Source organism: Halomicrobium urmianum, assembly GCF_020217425.1.
Classification (GTDB): Archaea; Halobacteriota; Halobacteria; order Halobacteriales; family Haloarculaceae; genus Halomicrobium; species Halomicrobium urmianum.
In genome coordinates this window covers 1,429,757-1,441,689 of record NZ_CP084090.1, presented here as the reverse complement: position 1 = coordinate 1,441,689, position 11,933 = coordinate 1,429,757, and the positions used below count along the sequence as shown (strand labels likewise).

Here is an 11,933-nt window from a genome sequence, read left to right as displayed (position 1 = left end):
CGTCAGTTCCTGGCCCAGTTCAGGCGAATCTCGAGGTCGATGGACTGACGCTGCAGCCCGAATCGGGGTCGACAGCCCAACTCTTACTCGGCGAGGAAGTCGTTTACAGTACTTCCGATGGCGTTGAAGGGGAGCATATCGACGTTAGCGCCAGGGTATCAGACAGTGAGCTCGTTCGAGAGGGAGGGCAGTTACACGTCCCGCTGTACGTTCACGATGCCGATACGTTCACAACCGGTAGTATCGACATCGACCCGGTCCCAATCGATGATGACGATGACGACGACTCCGGGTCGGTCAACACGCCCCGGCAGGAGGACCTCTGTGACCCGGTCGACGGCATCCAGGAGGTCGAATGCCCGCCCACGGCCACCTCGGTTGTCGAGGTGCCGATCGACGGCCACGTCGAGGAACTGACCATCGAGGGCAGCGGTCGCGCAGTCGCGGTGAAGAACTCCGAGGCGCGCGTGACCGTGAGCGGCCCGGTCGACGAGACGCTCGTCTCGACCTCGGATAACGGCACCGTCGAGATCGACGAGACGTTCACGGACGTCGGCACCGAGGGCGAGACGACGACGCTGCGGATCGCGGCCGAGACGACCGGCCTCGCGGGTCTGCGGATCGACGGCCTGCGGATCACCCGCGACGCCGACGGCGTCGAGGACTTCGTCGAACGCGGGTTCCGCACCGGGACGGGCGAGGTCCTCAGGACCAACGCGTCCGATCCCGACACCGACGACGACGGGATCCCCGACGGCGAGGAGATCGGTGAACTGGCCGAACGGACGCAGACGGTCACGGTCGACGGCCAGCAGCGGAAGGTCACCCAGTCCTACTGGAAGCTCGCCAGCGACCCGACGGCGGTCGACTCCGACGGCGACGGACTGACCGACGCCGAAGAACGCGAGGGCTGGCGGGCGGCGCTGGCTACCTCGCCCGAACAGGGCGACGAGTTCGCCGAAGCCCGCGAGGACGACGCGACGGATCCGGTGTCCGTCCTCGATCGCCCGCCGGTCACGTCGGATCCGCTGTACGCCGACACCGACGACGACGGCCTCTCGGACCTGACCGAGTACCGCCTGAAACTGGATCCCGACGACGAAGACTCCGACGGCGACGGCATCACCGACGGCGAGGAGCGTGCCGGCAGCACGGAAGCGGCGATCCACGACCACACGGCGCCGACGGTCCAGGTCCGGTCGATCAAGACTGGCGACGCGGCGCGGACTTCCTACAACGTCACGCTGCGGCTGACCGACCCCAGCGGCCTGGGCGAGACGCGCTTCTACAAGAAGGGCGAGGTCCAGGGGGCCATCGCCGGCCAGGGCGACACCGAGTGGGGCTACGACTACGTCGAGTTCACCGTCGAGCGCGACACGCTGGAGAAGATCCAGGTCGGCGCGGCGGGCTTCGTCACGGGCGCGTCGGTCGACGTCGAGGCCCGCGACGTCCACGACAACAGCAACCGCCAGACGTTCACCGGTCCCGACTCCTTCGCGCAGGCGGCGCGGGTGATCGAGCAGTCGCCCGTGGATGTGGGCAAGCGGGAAGCGATCCTGATCATGAGCTTCTCGTCTGGCTTCGGGACGGTCGTCGGCCAGACGCTGCTGCAGCTGAAGAAGCTCGTGACCGATCCGGCCTCGATCGTCGAGGACATGAAGCAGCTGGCGGCATTCTTCGCGGACAACCCCGGAGCCATCACCAAATTGCCGCAGTTGCTGGTCGAGCAGATCCAGGACACGCAGGACACGCGTAATCCCTTCCAAGACGGGACTGGCCAGTACGGCACCTTCGCGACGGGGTGGTACGTCGGCTACGGCTCCGGCTCGGTCGCGAAGGAGGCCGCGAGCAGCGGCGTCGGTAGCGCGGTGACGCGGATCACCCGCCAGTCGAGCAAGTTCAACCGGGCGCTGAAGGCCGTCGACTCGGCCAAGTCCGGGCTCAAAGCCGGCGTCTCCACGCGGGCGATGGCCCGCGCCCAGCAGGTGCGCAAAGCCCTGCCCGAGAGCGACCGCATCGACACGGCGCGGTTGGGCAACCGCTTGAGCGACATGTCGCCGGCGATCCGTCAGCGGCTCGTCGACCAGATGGGGTCAAGCAATCGACGCGGGACTACATCGCGGAGATAGACGTCGAAGCGCCCGGCGCGAAGACCGCGCGGCTATTCGAAGTCACTGGTAGCGGCGGCAAGCGGGCGTTGCGGGCGCTGGCTGACGGTAACCGGAAGGCTGCCGACGCGCTGCTGCGGCTAGCCGACGACGCCGCGACTCAGCGCGCGATAGACAGCGCCGCGTTCAGACCAGCGGCTCGACCACGCCGCGGCCCGCCTCCAGCAGCTCCTGTACGCGCTCCCCGCTGCCGCCCTCGGCGTAGATGCGCATCTTCGGCTCGGTCCCGGAGGGCCGCACGAGCAGCCAGGTGCCGTCTTCCAGGGTCATCTTGAACCCGTCGACGGTGGAGACGTCGGCGACGCCCTGGCCGGCGACGGACTCGGGGAGGTCTGCCTCCAGATCGGCCAGCACGCCCGCCTTGCGGTCGTCGGGGCAGTCGACGCTGACGCGGTCCTGGTGGATCTCGCCGTGCTCGGCGAGCAGGCGGTCGACGCGGGCGTCGAGCGACTCGTCGCTCTCGGCGACGGCGGCCAGCAGCGCCACGAGGACGCCGTCCTTGTTCCGGAGGTGGCTCGTGACGCCGAAGCCGCCCGACTCCTCGCCGCCCATGAGGGCGTCGTGGTCGGCCATCGCGCCGGCGACGTGCTTGAACCCGACCGCCGTCTCGTGGACGGCCTGGCCGTGGGCCTCGGCCACGCGGTCGACGATGCTGGAGGTCGAGACGGTCCGCACCACGTCGCCGCTCGCGGTCTCCAGGAGGAAGTCGTAGACGGCCGCGAAGAAGAGGTTCGGGTCGAGGAAGCCGCGGTCGGGCGTAACCACGCCGATGCGGTCCGAGTCGCCGTCGTTGACGACGCCGAAGTCGGCCTCGTCACGGACCGTCGCGATCAACTCCTCGACGCGCTCGGCCACTGGTTCCGGCGCGCCGCCGCCGAAGTCGGGGTCGCGCTCGGTGCGCAGGCGGACGAGGTCCGCGCCGGCCCGCTCCAGGAGCGCGTCCGTGACGCCGCGGCCGCTGCCGTGCATCGCGTCGTAAGCGACGATCAGCTCGGAGAGGTCGACGTCGTCGGTGAACTGATCGGCCACCTCGGCCGCGTGGTCGAGGTACGGCTCGATCAGGTCCTCCTCGCGGACCTCGCCCCACTCGTCCTCGGGCAGCGGATCGGGCTCGGACAGGTTCGCCTCGATGCGCTCGGTGGTCTCGGGCAGCGCCGGCGCGCCGTCCCCGGGCACGAACTTCACGCCGTTGTACTCCGGCGGGTTGTGGCTGGCGGTGATCTGGAGGGCGCCCGCCAGCCCGCGGTCCTTGACCGTCCAGGCGACGACGGGCGTGGGCGTGTCCCGTTCGGGCAGGAGCACGTCGAAGCCGTTGCCGCAGAGCACCCGCGCCAGCCGCTCGGCGAAGCCCCGCGAGTGCTCCCGGGCGTCGTACCCGATCGCGACGGGGTCGTCGTCGCCGCGGTCCCGGAGGTAGGTGGCGACGGCCTGCCCGACCATCCCCACGCGCTCCTCGGTGAACTCGTCCAGGGTCGCTCGCCACCCGTCCGTGCCGAACTCGATGGCCTCGGCGTCCATGCTCGTTGCTCCGCGTCGACCGAGGAAAAAGGTCCGGGAGGCGACAATCCGGCTCGGCTCGGCCCCGAGACGGTCCGCTCGCCCGGTCGGTGGCCGACCGCTGTCGGCGGGGGATTCAAGCGGGAGCACGTGCCTCCACGTCCCATGGGCGAGCCCCACCCCGAACTGCAGCGGATGCTGGCGATGGAGGAGGAACTGGGCGTCCCGTCGGTCGCGGCGCTGACCGTCGAGGCGGCCCGCGACCAGCACGAGCAGATGGCGGCGACGGGCACCGGTCCCGACGTCGAGCGGACCTGGGACCTGGAGACCCCCAGCCCGGTCGCCGACGAGCCGATCGGTCTACAGATCTACCGCCCCGGCACCGACGGTCCCTACCCGACGCTCCTGTGGATCCATGGCGGCGGGTTCGTGCTCGGATCGCTGGAGGCGGCCGACGCGGTCGCCCGGTCGCTGGCCGTCGAGGCCGACTGCGTGGTCGTCTCGGTCGGCTACAACCTCGCGCCGGAGCACCCCTTCCCCGACCAGCCACGGGAGTGTTACGCGGCACTGGAGTGGACCGCCGAGCACGTCGGCACCTTCGGTGGCGACCCGGACCGGATCGCCGTCGGCGGCGACTCGGCCGGCGGCAACCTCGCGGCCGTGACGGCGCTGCAGGCCCGCGACCGCGACGGGCCCGACCTCGATCACCAGTTACTGGTCTATCCCGTCACCACGGACGCCGACCTCCCCTCGCGCGATGAAAACGGCGAGGGGTACGGCCTCACGACGGCCGAGATGGAGTGGTTCGACGACAGGTACGTCGCCCATCCCGTCGACGCGGCCAACCCCTACGCCTACCCGCTGAAGGCCCGGGACCTCTCGGGCCTGCCGCCCGCGACGGTGATCACGGCGGGCTTCGACCCGCTGCTGGACGACGGCGTGCGCTACGCCGAGCGCCTCGAGGCGGCCGGCGTCCCCGTCGAGCACGCGGACTACGAGGACATGATCCACGGCTTCTTCGGGATGCTCGATCAGCCGGACCTCGACGCCGCGCACGACGCCATCGAGCGGTCGGCCGGGCGGCTCCGGGACTCGTTCGGGGCCTAAACCGGGCTTCGGCTCTCCGACCCCGGGATCAGTCGTCGATCAGCCGCTCCTTCTCGGTCCGGGAGCGCTGCTTGATCTCGTGCTCGCGGCTCATGGCCGCGCCGCGCTCGTCGAACGCCTCGACGTGGACGAGTTCGACGGGCGTGCGTCCGCGCGTGTACTTGGCCCCGTCGCCGGCGTCGTGCTCGGCGACGCGCCGCTCGACGTCGGTGGTGTAGCCGGTGTACAGCGTGTCGTCGGCACACCGGAGCACGTAGACGTAGTGATCGCTCACGCTCGGGGAGCGGGCGTCGGACGGCAAGTCAGTGTCGACGTCGCAGTCGCTGCAGAGCGGTGCCGTCGCCGCCGGGCGGTGTCGGCGACGGCCGCAGGGGTCCGTCCGGTGGTACCGCACTGTCGGCGTCGGTTCGAGGCCGCTCGCTCCGCTCGCGGCCTCGCTGGCCCCGGCCAGGCGTACGGGAACAATCGGCCGACAGCGGTCGCGGTGCACCCCGGGCGGATCAGGCGTGGCGGGCGCGCTCTCTCGCCGCCTCGGCGATGCCGGCGTTGGCCGAGCACTGGGGGCACGCGCGGATCTCGCCGCGCTCGACGGCGAACACCCGCGCGAACCGCTCCGAGACGTGCGCGCCGCAGTGGTCACAGTCTGGCATCGTCGACGCCGGTCTCCGTGCCGGCGCCTCTAGATCCGCCGCCGAGCGGGATACCTCCACACCCAACTGGGTTAGGTGTCGCTCGCGGCGTCGATCCGGCGAGCGATCAGGCCGGCCTGTGCCCCCGCGGTGAAGCCGGCGTCGACGTTGACCGCCGTCAGCGCCGTGCAGGACTGGATCATCCCCGAGAGGGCCGCCTCGCCCTCGCCGGCGTGGCCGTAGCCCGTCGAGACGGGCAGGCCGATCACGGGGACGTCGACCAGGCCGGCGATGACGGTCGGGAGCGCCCCCTCGCGGCCGGCGGCGACGATCAGCACGTCCAGCTCGCGCAGCTCGTCCAGGCGGTCGATGGCCCGGGCGAGGCTGGCGACGCCGATGTCGGAGATCCGGTGGACGGTCGCGCCCATCTCGCCGGCGATCATAACCGCCTCGCCGGCGGGGACGGCGTCAGAGGTCCCCGCTGTGACGACGCCCACTTCGGCGTCGAGGTCCGGGCGCTCGAAGGCCGGCGTCTCCGCGACCAGCCAGCGCGACCGCTCGTCCCAGCGGATCGTCGCGTCGGGGGCTTCCTCGGCCAGTCGCTCGCGGATGGCGGCCACGTCGTCGGGTTCGAGCCGCGTCGCGATGCCGCGGTCGGTCGTCTCCACGGACGTGGCCACCAGGTCGGCCACCTCGGCGGCGGTCTTCCCCTCGGCCAGCACCGCCTCGGGGACCCCGGATCGCTGGACCCGGGCCGCGTCGAACCGACCGGCCTCGCCGGTAGCGTACCCTGCCAGTTCGGCCTCGGCCGCCGCCGGACTGAGTTCGCCCGCGGCGACCGCCTCCAGTATCTCGCGCATACCCCCCTTCCGGTCCCGGGCCACTCTTATCCGTCGGTCTCCGCGCGCCGGCGAGCGGCAGTCGCCCGACGGCGCGCGCGAGCGCCGCACCCCCTCGATTTACCCGTCGTTTACCGCCTTCGTCGGGTCACAACGAGGGAATTGTCGGACGACACACCTATTTATAAAGGTCTTCTGGCCTCGAGAGCCGCTCAAACGGCCGTGAGTACCGGCGAGAGGCTCCGGATTCAGGAAAGTATTTAAGACACCCCACGGTTAGGAGCGCTTGTATGGCAGACCTAATCGTCAAAGCCGCCGTCAAGGAAGCGCTCGATGACATGAACGTCGCCTCCGACTTCTACGACTCTCTCGACGACGAGGTCGAGGCGCTGCTCGAGGACGCCGCTCGTCGCGCCGAGGCCAACGACCGCAAGACCGTTCAGCCGCGCGACCTGTAAGGTCGCGTTCCTCCGTTCTTTCGACGCCGACCCGGTAGCTGCTGCTGTGTCGCGCTCGTCAACTGCCGCGAGTAACCGGTCGCTGTCTGTCAGTTCCGGAACCGGTAGCCGCTGGCTTCGGCGCGGTCGACACTGGTTTCCGCGCCGGTCGCTCGACGGCGGCCGGTCGCTGGCCGCCTCGGGGCGGTGGAGCGGTCCCGCACCGTGCGACTCCCGGCGGACGTCTATAGTAGCAATTGAACGCACTGACACACTCGAGGGGGCACCCGGGGTGCCCCTCGACGTGTAAATAGTGTCAATTGCTACTATAGAGTCGCCGGACTGTGACTCCGCCCTCGTCGCCGCGGTGGACCTCGTCGGCGATGCCGACGAAGAGGCCGTGTTCGACGACGCCGGGCAGGCCGGCGAGGTCGGCCGCGAGTCCGGCCGGGTCCTCGACGGCGTCGAAGTCGCAGTCCAGCAGGAGGTTGCCGTTGTCGGACACGACGGGGCCGCTCTTGTTCTCCGCCCAGCGGAGGTTCGGATCGCCGCCCAGCTCGCGGACCGCCTCGGCCACGGTCGTCCTGGCGTCGGGCAGCACCTCGACCGGGATCGGATGGTCGAGGACGTCGGCCTCCTTGGTCGGGTCGATCACGATCAGGAGGCGGTCGGCGGCCGCGTCGACGATCTTCTCGCGGGCGTGGGCGCCCCCGCCGCCCTTCACCAGGTCGCCGTCGGCCACCTGATCTGCGCCGTCGATGGCGAGGTCCACGTTCGCCTCGTCGAGGTCCGCGAGCGGGATCTCCGCCTCGCGGGCGATTTCACGGGCCTGGAAGGACGTGGGCACGCCCCGCACGTCCAGCCCGGCGTCCACGCGGTCGCCCAGTTCGCGGACGGCGTGAGCCGCCGTGCTCCCCGAGCCGAGACCGACGACCATGCCGTCCTCGACCGCCTCGACCGCGGAGGCGGCCGCCCGCCGCTTCGCGTCGTCTCTGTCCATGTGTGTGTGCGCTCCGCGGGCACGGGCAAAACGCCTGCGCCTCGGACGGCCGGAGCCCTGTGCACGGGACGCACCTGTATGTACTGCGGCTCGGACGTCGCGACTCACGATCCCATCTACGTGAGCGAGGCCCCCGGCGGCGAGCCGACGGGGAGCTTCTGCAACTACGCCTGCCTCCAATCGCACGTCGAAGCGGAGGGCCTCACAGCCGGCGCGGCCTGCGAGTGGTCGCCCCAGTAGTGCGGTCCGGCCGCCCCGTACGGTGATCCGCGTCCGCCCTTAGACGGTACATATTTTCGACCCCCACGCGTCACCTTCGGGTATGTTCGGCACTAGCGGCATCAGGGGCCCGGTCGGTGACGAGGTGACGGCGGCGCTCGCGCTGGACGTGGGGCGGGCGCTCGGCGTCGACGCGGACCGCGTCGTCGTCGGCCGCGACCCGCGCGACTCCGGTGCGGCGCTGGTCGACGCGCTCGCCGCCGGCCTGCGGGAGTCCGGCACGGACGTGATCGACCTCGGACTGGCGTCGACGCCGACCGTCGCCCGCGCCGTCGGCTGGCGGGAGGCCGACGCCGGCGTCTCTGTCACCGCCTCTCACAACCCCGCCACAGACAACGGGATCAAGCTCTGGCAGCCCTCCGGGCAGGCCTACGACGCCGAGTTGCGGGCCGAGATCAGCGACCGGATCCGCTCGGGGGAGGCCGACCTCGCGGCCTGGGACGGCTTCGGCGAGCGCGAGGAGTGGGACGCCACCGACCGCCACGCCGAGGCGCTCGCGGCCAGCGTCGACGTGTCGGAAGCTCCGGCCGTGATCGTGGACCTCGGCAACGGCGCCGGCGGCGTCACCGTCGACGCGCTCGGCCGCCTCAACTGCGACGTCGAGACGCTCAACGCCCAGCCGGACGGCTCGTTCCCGGGCCGACCCAGCGAGCCCACGGCGGAGCACTGCACGTCGCTGTCCTCGCTCGTCGCCGAGTCCGACGCGGACCTGGGCATCGCCCACGACGGGGACGCCGACCGCCTGCGGGCCGCCACCGCCGACGGCACGTTCGTCTCCGGCGACGAGCTGCTGGCGGTGTTCGGTCGCGAGGCCGCGGAGGCGGGGGACTCGGTCGCCGTCCCCGTCGACACCAGTCTCGTCGTCGAGGACTTCCTGGCCGAGGCCGACGTGGACGTGACCTACACGCCCGTCGGCGACGTCTACGTGGCCGAGGCCGCCAGCGAGGACGACGTCGCCTTCGGCGGCGAGCCCAGCGGCGCCTGGATCTGGCCCGACGCCACCCTCTGTCCGGACGGCCCGCTGGCGGCCTGCCGGCTGGTCGAGCTTCACGCCGAGCGACCGCTCGGGGAGCGAGTCGCCGAGGTGCCCGACTACCCCATCCGTCGGGACAGCGTCGAGGTCGAGGACAAGGGCGCGGTCATGGACCGCGTCGCGTCGCTGGTCGCCGACGAGTACGACGACGTCCGGACGCTCGACGGCGTCCGGGTCGACCTGGGCGACGCGTGGTTCCTCCTGCGAGCCAGCGGCACGCAGCCCCTGATCCGGATCACCGCGGAGGCGCGCGAGTCGGACCGGGCCGACGACGTCTTCGAGACGGCCACAGGGCTGGTGGCTCGCGCTCGCGAGTGACCGAGCGACGACCCGGCGCGGGGACCGCGTGGAGGTGGAGCGAGGTGGCCGACCCGCTGCTCGGTCACGTAGTGCGACTCGTCGCCCCGGGCGACGGTCGCGCGGTCGACTCCGGGCGAGAAACTATCCGCGACGTGTGGACCTGGCTTCGCGCACGCCGGCCCCGTCGCGGATCTTGTCCTCGCACTGCGGGCAGACCCGCGGTGCGTCGACGCCGTTAGGTGTGAAGACCCGTGCGTAGTCCGCCGTTACGAAGGCACCGCAGTTCTGACATTCCGGCATACACCACTCTATCGGGCGTCTGTCCTCTTAACGGTTTGTGGTTTGAGGGAGGCTACTACGCGAAATCGGGCGTTTCGGACCGCCGGAATCGCCCGTCAGAACTCGCTGGTAACCTCGCCGTCCTCGCCGAGTTCGATCACGCCGTCGAAGCGCTCGCGGAACCGCTCTAAGGTCGCCTCGTCGTGGACGCCCCGCGCCAGGTGGAACATGCCGACGGCGTCGTGCTCGTCGAGCAGCTCGAGGAACCGATCGACGGCCTGGAGGGCCTGATCTTCGTCGGCGTAGTAGATGAGTTCGGTCAGCGAGTCGAAGGTGATCCGTAGCTTGCCGTCGTGATCCTCGAGGAACGCCTCGGCCTCGTCGGCGATGCCCTGCCAGTTGTTCGGCGAGGCGACGTAGCGGATGTTCTCGCCGGCCCGGCGGGTGTAGCCCCGCTCGATCGAGAGCGTGTCGAGGATGGTCGCGCGCTCCTCGTCGACCTCGTAGTACTCCAGTTTCTGCTCGACCTCGCGGGCGGTGGTCCGCGTGGAGACGACCAGCAGGTGGTCCGTGTCCGTGCTCAGGAAGTCCGTGTCGAGGCGGTCCGTCTCGCCCGTACTGGGATGAAGGAGGAGAATACCCGTCCCACCCGGGATCGCGTCGGGCGTGTTGTCGATGGCGAGTTCGTAGTCCATGTCCCCGACTGGGGCGCGGAGGCGGCATTAACTCTGCGGGTCGGCCGCGAGGTCGCGAGCGCAGCGAGCGACTTCCACGAAATCGAACGGCGACCGCAGGGAGCCGTGAGGTAGCGAGGCCGACCAGCGGGAGGCCTCGGACAGAGCGAAGCGAGCGACCTCGATAGTGCGAGCGGTCACTCGTGGCGGAGCGCGGCCACTCCCTGGCCGGTGCGAGCCGAACGGGTTTTGCCCGGGTAGCGCCATCGGTCCACCATGAGCGTCAGCGAGGCCTTCGACGAGTGGGCCCGGCAGGGCCGCGACGAGGGGATGGAGGAGCGTCACTGGCACACCGCGAAGCACGTCCTCGCGCGGATGCCCGTCGAGCCCGGCGACGTCGTCCTCGATCTCGGCAGCGGCAGCGGCTACGCCGGCCGCGCACTGCGGGAGACGTACGACGCGGCCCGGTCCTACGGGATCGACGCCAGCCGGGAGATGGCCGACAACGCCCGCTCGTACACGGACGATCCGAACGTCGCGTTCGTCGTCGGCGACTTCGCACACCTGCCGTTCGACGACGACAGCGTCGACCACTGCTTCTCGATGGAGGCGTTCTACTACGCCGAGGACCCCCACGAGGTCCTCGCGGAGCTGCGGCGGGTCCTCCGGCCCGGCGGTACCTTCTACTGCGCCGTCAACCGCTGGGAGGAGAACGTTCACTCCCACGAGTGGGAGGAGCTGGTCGGCGTGCCGATGCTGCTGTGGAGCGAGCGGGAGTACCGCGAGGCGTTCCGCGAGGCGGGCTTCCGCGTCGCCTCGCAGGACCGCATCCCCGACACGGAGACTGAGATCCCGGCCGCGGCGGCGTTCCCCACCGAGGACTGGGCAACCCGCGAGGCGATGGTCGAGCGCTACCGCGAGTACGGGACGCTGCTGACCGTCGGCGTCGCGACTGAATGAGAATTAGCTACTAATCGCCGTTCGAACTGCCAAGGCGCGGTAGCCTATTGATGAGCCACTTGGGACCCTTGTATCCCCGTGCAGTCACGGGACGATCCCGTTCCCCGCTATCCAGGTCGGTCACGTCTCGTTTTAGTCGTCCAGCGGTGATAAAACATCACCATTGGTCTGATCGATCAGAGACTGGTAGAGACTCCGGAGCCGATCGATAGGAGGCCGGCAATGAACAGCGTCTGAGCCGCAAGCAGGTGACTCCCGTTCGTCGAGATCTCCTCACTGTTGTCGTCAATCCAGTCAGCGTACCGACCAAGAATGTCGTTCTCTACGTCTTCCCGTGATTCGCACTCGTTGAGGACCGCGCCGAAATATCCGGGTCCGATCCCGTAACTCGGTCTGTCGACAGTGTAGGTGAGTACAGCGACACAGAGCGAACCGAGGAGAAGGGCCCCTCCTATGTGGACCCAGACGTCGAAGATAGCATCCGGATTATCAGTAAGTGATGCAGCAGAAGCGAGCACACCCAAAATGAGCCCGTTGATTCGAGCCGTAGACATCGCTTTCTGATCCGTGTCGCGTAAGGTCTGTAACTGTTCACTGATCACTTCACGGGCCCTCACGGGCGATCGGATACGTGTCGTCGGGCGGATCTATATCGTCGTTCTCGGGGCTCGACGACCCGGGCATTACTTACGAGGTTACGTAGGTGGTTTATACCGATTGCGGCATCGAGG

General features: G+C 69.8%; 14 protein-coding genes. 6 read left to right on the top strand and 8 right to left on the bottom strand.

The window, feature by feature from the left end:
* Positions 1-386 precede the first annotated feature (386 nt).
* Positions 387-2,129, top strand: coding sequence for a hypothetical protein (locus LCY71_RS06955; protein ID WP_225335637.1), 1,743 nt, complete (start codon positions 387-389; stop codon positions 2,127-2,129).
* 165 nt (positions 2,130-2,294) lie between these two features.
* On the opposite strand, the gene LCY71_RS06950 is transcribed toward LCY71_RS06955, so the two are convergent.
* Positions 2,295-3,686 carry a phosphoglucomutase/phosphomannomutase family protein gene (locus tag LCY71_RS06950; RefSeq protein WP_225335636.1) on the bottom strand — a complete coding sequence of 464 codons (1,392 nt, stop codon included), beginning with the start codon at positions 3,684-3,686 and terminating at the stop codon, positions 2,295-2,297.
* 144 nt (positions 3,687-3,830) lie between these two features.
* Between LCY71_RS06950 and lipP1 the strand changes: the two genes are divergently transcribed.
* The gene (gene lipP1 / locus LCY71_RS06945) at positions 3,831-4,772 is read left to right on the top strand and encodes a LipP1 family hormone-sensitive lipase (protein WP_225335635.1); all 942 of its coding nucleotides are present in this window, start codon (positions 3,831-3,833) and stop codon (positions 4,770-4,772) included.
* 28 nt (positions 4,773-4,800) lie between these two features.
* On the opposite strand, the gene LCY71_RS06940 is transcribed toward lipP1, so the two are convergent.
* The 3 genes from LCY71_RS06940 to larB all read right to left on the bottom strand — a co-directional run bounded on the left by LCY71_RS06940 (position 4,801) and on the right by larB (position 6,261).
* Positions 4,801-5,046, bottom strand: a complete 246-nt coding sequence (locus LCY71_RS06940; protein ID WP_225335634.1) for a GIY-YIG nuclease family protein — start codon at positions 5,044-5,046, stop codon at positions 4,801-4,803.
* Between the two features lie 226 nt (positions 5,047-5,272).
* Entirely contained in the window at positions 5,273-5,422 is a 150-nt protein-coding gene (locus LCY71_RS06935; protein WP_225335633.1) for a DUF7563 family protein, read from the bottom strand.
* Positions 5,423-5,493: 71 nt separating this feature from the next.
* Complete coding sequence (gene larB / locus LCY71_RS06930; RefSeq protein WP_225335632.1) at positions 5,494-6,261, bottom strand: nickel pincer cofactor biosynthesis protein LarB; 768 nt, start codon at positions 6,259-6,261, stop codon at positions 5,494-5,496.
* Positions 6,262-6,530: 269 nt separating this feature from the next.
* Between larB and LCY71_RS06925 the strand changes: the two genes are divergently transcribed.
* Positions 6,531-6,698: a DUF1931 domain-containing protein gene (locus tag LCY71_RS06925; RefSeq protein WP_225335631.1), complete on the top strand. Its 168-nt coding sequence runs from the start codon at positions 6,531-6,533 to the stop codon at positions 6,696-6,698.
* A 295-nt stretch (positions 6,699-6,993) separates the two neighbouring features.
* Here the strand turns inward: LCY71_RS06925 and rpiA are convergent, their stop codons facing one another.
* Positions 6,994-7,677 carry a ribose-5-phosphate isomerase RpiA gene (gene rpiA, locus LCY71_RS06920; protein WP_225335630.1) on the bottom strand — a complete coding sequence of 228 codons (684 nt, stop codon included), beginning with the start codon at positions 7,675-7,677 and terminating at the stop codon, positions 6,994-6,996.
* 78 nt (positions 7,678-7,755) lie between these two features.
* On the opposite strand from rpiA, the gene LCY71_RS06915 reads away from it, so the two are divergent.
* Complete coding sequence (locus tag LCY71_RS06915; protein WP_225335629.1) at positions 7,756-7,917, top strand: hypothetical protein; 162 nt, start codon at positions 7,756-7,758, stop codon at positions 7,915-7,917.
* 82 nt (positions 7,918-7,999) lie between these two features.
* Positions 8,000-9,307 (top strand): phosphoglucosamine mutase, encoded by a 1,308-nt coding sequence (glmM, locus tag LCY71_RS06910; protein WP_225335628.1) that lies wholly within the window; start codon positions 8,000-8,002, stop codon positions 9,305-9,307.
* A 123-nt stretch (positions 9,308-9,430) separates the two neighbouring features.
* Here the strand turns inward: glmM and LCY71_RS21815 are convergent, their stop codons facing one another.
* Positions 9,431-9,589 carry a DUF7563 family protein gene (locus LCY71_RS21815; protein ID WP_226011219.1) on the bottom strand — a complete coding sequence of 53 codons (159 nt, stop codon included), beginning with the start codon at positions 9,587-9,589 and terminating at the stop codon, positions 9,431-9,433.
* Between the two features lie 95 nt (positions 9,590-9,684).
* Positions 9,685-10,263, bottom strand: coding sequence for a DUF7090 family protein (locus tag LCY71_RS06905; RefSeq protein ID WP_225335627.1), 579 nt, complete (start codon positions 10,261-10,263; stop codon positions 9,685-9,687).
* Between the two features lie 255 nt (positions 10,264-10,518).
* Between LCY71_RS06905 and LCY71_RS06900 the strand changes: the two genes are divergently transcribed.
* Positions 10,519-11,202, top strand: coding sequence for a class I SAM-dependent methyltransferase (locus LCY71_RS06900; protein ID WP_225335626.1), 684 nt, complete (start codon positions 10,519-10,521; stop codon positions 11,200-11,202).
* 176 nt (positions 11,203-11,378) lie between these two features.
* Here the strand turns inward: LCY71_RS06900 and LCY71_RS06895 are convergent, their stop codons facing one another.
* The gene (locus LCY71_RS06895; RefSeq protein ID WP_225335625.1) at positions 11,379-11,804 is read right to left on the bottom strand and encodes a Pycsar system effector family protein; all 426 of its coding nucleotides are present in this window, start codon (positions 11,802-11,804) and stop codon (positions 11,379-11,381) included.
* Positions 11,805-11,933 lie beyond the last annotated feature (129 nt).

Excerpts from the sequence above, each read along its gene's own strand:
- LCY71_RS06925 (WP_225335631.1), top strand. The coding sequence starts at position 6,531 with ATGGCAGACCTAATCGTCAAAGCCGCCGTCAAGGAAGCGCTCGATGAC.
- LCY71_RS21815 (WP_226011219.1), bottom strand. The coding sequence starts at position 9,589 with ATGCCGGAATGTCAGAACTGCGGTGCCTTCGTAACGGCGGACTACGCA.
- larB (WP_225335632.1), bottom strand. The coding sequence starts at position 6,261 with ATGCGCGAGATACTGGAGGCGGTCGCCGCGGGCGAACTCAGTCCGGCG.
- LCY71_RS06935 (WP_225335633.1), bottom strand. The coding sequence starts at position 5,422 with ATGCCAGACTGTGACCACTGCGGCGCGCACGTCTCGGAGCGGTTCGCG.
- lipP1 (WP_225335635.1), top strand. The coding sequence starts at position 3,831 with ATGGGCGAGCCCCACCCCGAACTGCAGCGGATGCTGGCGATGGAGGAG.
- glmM (WP_225335628.1), top strand. The coding sequence starts at position 8,000 with ATGTTCGGCACTAGCGGCATCAGGGGCCCGGTCGGTGACGAGGTGACG.
- LCY71_RS06900 (WP_225335626.1), top strand. The coding sequence starts at position 10,519 with ATGAGCGTCAGCGAGGCCTTCGACGAGTGGGCCCGGCAGGGCCGCGAC.
- LCY71_RS06950 (WP_225335636.1), bottom strand. The coding sequence starts at position 3,686 with ATGGACGCCGAGGCCATCGAGTTCGGCACGGACGGGTGGCGAGCGACC.
- rpiA (WP_225335630.1), bottom strand. The coding sequence starts at position 7,677 with ATGGACAGAGACGACGCGAAGCGGCGGGCGGCCGCCTCCGCGGTCGAG.
- LCY71_RS06915 (WP_225335629.1), top strand. The coding sequence starts at position 7,756 with ATGTACTGCGGCTCGGACGTCGCGACTCACGATCCCATCTACGTGAGC.
- LCY71_RS06905 (WP_225335627.1), bottom strand. The coding sequence starts at position 10,263 with ATGGACTACGAACTCGCCATCGACAACACGCCCGACGCGATCCCGGGT.